The organism is Collinsella aerofaciens, assembly GCF_039752955.1.
Taxonomy (GTDB): Bacteria; Actinomycetota; Coriobacteriia; order Coriobacteriales; family Coriobacteriaceae; genus Collinsella; species Collinsella aerofaciens_BI.
The window spans coordinates 5982-10011 of record NZ_JBDMHB010000059.1; the positions used below are offsets into that span (position 1 = coordinate 5982).

The window sequence follows — 4030 nt, forward strand, 5'->3', positions numbered from 1 at the left end:
CCCCGATACCGCCGAAGCTCGCTTCGCCATCGCCGAGCGCATCGTGGCCGAGGCCGCCCGCTACGGTATCGGCCCGGACCGCATCCTCATCGACTGTCTGGTCATGACCGCCTCGACCAATCAACGCCAGGCCGAACAGATCCTGCGCGCCATGTCCCTGTGCAAGGAGCGTCTGGGCGTCAAATGCGCGCTCGGCGTGTCGAACATCAGCTTTGGTCTGCCTGCCCGCCCGCTGCTGGGCTCGGTCTTTTTGGCTGCCGCTTTTGGCGCGGGCCTGGACGCCCCCATCATGAACCCGGGCTCCAAGCGCTTTATGGATACCGTCTACAGCTATCGCGTGCTGAGCGTTGAGGACGAGGGCTCGACCGGATACATCGAGCGCTACGCCGGCTGGACCGATCCGTACAAGATCGCCGCGAATCCGGCGGCGGCTCAGGCGGTATCGACCGACGCCGCGCCCGCTGCTGGCACCACCGGCACCGACGGCAACGACGACCCGATTCGTCGCATGGTCGTCTCGGGCCGCAAGGGCGAAATCGCGGCCGAGACCGAGCGTCTGCTGGCAGACCATGACGCCATGGACCTCATCAACAATCACTTTATCCCCGCCCTCGACGAGGTTGGCGTCCTCTTTGACCAGGGCAAGTTCTTCTTGCCGCAGCTTATGGCCTCGGCCGAGGCCGCGCGTGTGGGCTTTGACACCATCAAGCGCCTGATGCCCGCCGGCGAGATTGCCGACAAGGGCAAGATCTGCGTGGCCACCGTTAAAGGCGATATCCACGACATCGGTAAGAACATCGTCAAGATGCTGCTCGATAACTACGGCTACACCGTCTTTGACCTAGGCCGCGACGTCGACCCGCAAGAGGTACTCAAGACCGTACGGGAGCGCGACATTAAGCTCGTCGGCCTCTCGGCGCTTATGACCACCACGGTCGTCGCTATGGAGGAGACCATCAAGTTGCTCCATGCCGAGGTTCCGGGCGTCAAGATCATCGTAGGTGGCGCCGTGCTCACCCCCGAATACGCCAAGCAGATCGGCGCGGACTACTACGCCAAGGATGCCGCCGAAAGCGCGCGCATCGCCGAAGAGGTCTTTGGGCAGTAACACAACGGAAACAACCGAGCACCAAAACGTGCCGCACGCGCCACTTGGCACGTGCGGCACGTTAGAATAGATAAGGCTATGCTCGTTTTGGCAGATAGGAGTGCAAGGATGGCGATCACGCCCGCAGAAATCGCGGAAACCCGCGGCATGGTTGAGGAGCAGAACCTCGACATCAGGACCATCACCATGGGTGTTTCGCTCATGGGTTGCGGCGACGAGAGCCTCGACCGCATGTGCACGAAGATCTACGACCACGTGACGCACACGGCTGAGCACTTGGTCGAGACCGCCGAGAACCTCGAGCGCGAGTACGGTATCCCCATCGTCAACAAGCGCGTTTCCGTCACCCCGGTGGCGCAGATCGCCGCATGCTGCAAGGATGAGGACCTCACCCCCATCGCGCATGCCCTCGACCGCGCGGCCGAGACGCTCGGCATCGATTACCTGGGCGGCTTCTCCGCGCTCGTTCAGAAGGGCATCGGCGACGCCGACCGCCGCGTCATCCAGTCCATCCCCCAGGCGCTCGCTACCACCAGCCGCGTCTGCTCCAGCGTCAACGTCGCCAGCCTGCGTGCCGGCATCAACATGGACGCCGTGCTCATGGCCGCCCAGACCATCATCGATGCCGCCAAGCTTACGGCAGATGAGGATTCCGTTGGCGCCTCCAAGTTTGTCTGCTTTGCCAACATGGTCGAGGACTCCCCGTTTATGGCGGGCGCCGTCCACGGCGGTGGCGAGGCCGACGCCGTCATCAACGTTGGCGTCTCGGGCCCCGGCGTTATGGCGGCAGCCCTGGAGAAGCTGCCCGACTCCGCCTCGATGATGGAAGTCGCCGAGAAGATTAAGCAGACCGCCTTTAAGATCACCCGTGCCGGCGAGCTCATGAGCCGCGAGGCCGCCCATCGACTGGGTGTCGAGAAGGGCATCGTCGACCTGTCGCTGGCGCCTACGCCCGCCATTGGCGACTCCGTTGCTCGCATCCTCGAGATTATCGGCGTGGGCACCTGCGGTGGCCCGGGCACGACCTGCGCGCTCGCCATGCTCAACGACGCCGTCAAGAAGGGCGGCGTCATGGCCAGTTCCAGCGTCGGTGGCCTCTCGGGCGCCTTTATCCCCGTGTCCGAAGACGCCGGCATGATCGCCGCCGTCGAGGCCGGCGCGCTTTCGCTCGAGAAGCTCGAGGCCATGACCTGCGTGTGCTCCGTCGGCCTGGACATGATCGCCATCCCCGGCGACACCCCGGTCGAGACCATCGCCGGCATCATCGCCGACGAGATGGCCATCGGCGTCATCAACAATAAGACCACGGCCGTGCGCGTGATTCCCGCCATCGGCAAGGGCGTGGGCGACTGCGTCGAGTACGGCGGCCTGTTTGGCCGTGCGCCCATCATGCCGGTGAACCCCAACGCCGGCACCGTGCTTGCCCACCGTGGTGGACGCTTCCCGGCACCGCTGAACTCGCTGAAGAACTAGCTGAGGGGGACTGGCGAGGAGCCCCGGGGAGGGCAAATATATAAGGTCGCCTGCTCGGACAGTCCTGACTCGCACGGAGAGCACATTAAGTGCTCTCCGGCTCGTGCGGAACTCGCGATCGACCTTATATATTTGCCCTCCCCGGGGCTCCCGCACAACGGGACCTCGGTTGGGCTCTATCCCGGTTGCAGTTGCTTCGCTCCTGCACCACTAGGCTGGTGCGACGGTTTGGCGTTGGATCGGTTCTTTCTGATATATGCTGGTTGCGGCTCTTCTTTTGGGGGGGAGTCGCTTTTTTGTTGCTAGGAGGTTAGCCCGTGGTTGATGGGGATGCTCGCTCTGAGCTTCTTTCTGCTGATTGGAATCAGGAGTGGATGCGTCTGCAGGCCGCTCGGCATCGGGCTGATGATTCTTTTGAATGGGATAAGCGGGCTCGACATTTTCGACCTCTTGAGACTGCTCCGTATGCCCGGGATTTTATGAAATTGCTGGCTCTTGAGCCTGGTGAATCGGTGCTTGATATGGGGTGTGGGGCTGGGTCGATTGCTATTCCGCTTGCGCAAGACGGGCATCCTGTGATTGCGGCTGATTTCTCCCCCGCCATGCTGGGCACGCTTGATGCCGGCATTGAGTATTACGGGCTCGAGGATCTTATTACGCCGCTTGAGCTTGCTTGGGATGATGACTGGAATTTGGTTGGACCGGTCGCGAAAGCGGTAGATGTTGCCTTTGCCAGTCGCTCTGTCACCACGACCAACCTAAAAGGCGCGCTTGCCAAGCTTGATCGTACGGCTCGTCGGCGTTGTGCTGTCACGATGGTCGCCAACTCCAGCCCGCGCTATGACCTGCACCTGATGAACGCTATCGGTGCCTCGGTTACCCGCAGTAATGGCTTTGTGTATGCCTTCAATATCCTCATTCAGATGGGCGCCCTGCCGCAGGTTACGTACTTTGAATCGCCTCGTCGCGATACCTTCGATAGCCTTGAGGCGGGAGTGGCGGACTTCTCCCGCATGCTCGAGCACGGTAACGAGGATAAGATTGACCGTCTACGCGACTACGTCGCTCAGCATATGATTGAGAATCCCCATGCCGGCGAGCCAGGGTCCAAGGGCGTACCGCAGGGGCGTTACATGCTCGACCACGTCCGCAAGGTCCGTTGGGCGTTTATTGCATGGGAGCCGGTCTCCATACCCCGCCCGTAGCCCATCTAAAGCTTGCATCGTCTTCCCGCCCGGCATCCGCATTCTTTGCGAACTGGGCAAACGCGCTCCACACCGCGCCGTTCCTGCGCTATCGTGGGACAGCTCACGTAGATTAAGGCCCCATTGCGGGGCGCCCCATACATAGAAAGCGAGAACCCATGGCACTGACAGGAGCCCAGGTCAAGCAGCTTCGCAGCATGGCCCATCACCTCAACCCCGCCATCATCATCGGTAAGTCCGATGT

3 protein-coding genes are annotated in these 4030 nt (G+C 62.0%); all 3 read left to right on the forward strand.

Annotated elements, in window-relative coordinates; genetic code table 11:
* A partial coding sequence (locus tag ABHR75_RS09340) for a cobalamin-dependent protein (RefSeq protein WP_346964176.1) occupies positions 1–1108 on the forward strand: 1108 nt, incomplete at its 5' end.
* 108 nt (positions 1109–1216) lie between these two features.
* The gene (locus ABHR75_RS09345; protein WP_138111640.1) at positions 1217–2581 is read left to right on the forward strand and encodes a PFL family protein; all 1365 of its coding nucleotides are present in this window, start codon (positions 1217–1219) and stop codon (positions 2579–2581) included.
* 521 nt (positions 2582–3102) lie between these two features.
* Complete coding sequence (locus ABHR75_RS09350) at positions 3103–3786, forward strand: hypothetical protein (RefSeq protein WP_229066852.1); 684 nt, start codon at positions 3103–3105, stop codon at positions 3784–3786.
* The last annotated feature ends 244 nt before the right edge of the window (positions 3787–4030 follow it).

Coding starts and splice junctions, on each gene's coding strand:
- ABHR75_RS09345 (WP_138111640.1), top strand. CDS start 1,217: ATGGCGATCACGCCCGCAGAAATCGCGGAAACCCGCGGCATGGTTGAG.
- ABHR75_RS09350 (WP_229066852.1), top strand. CDS start 3,103: ATGGGGTGTGGGGCTGGGTCGATTGCTATTCCGCTTGCGCAAGACGGG.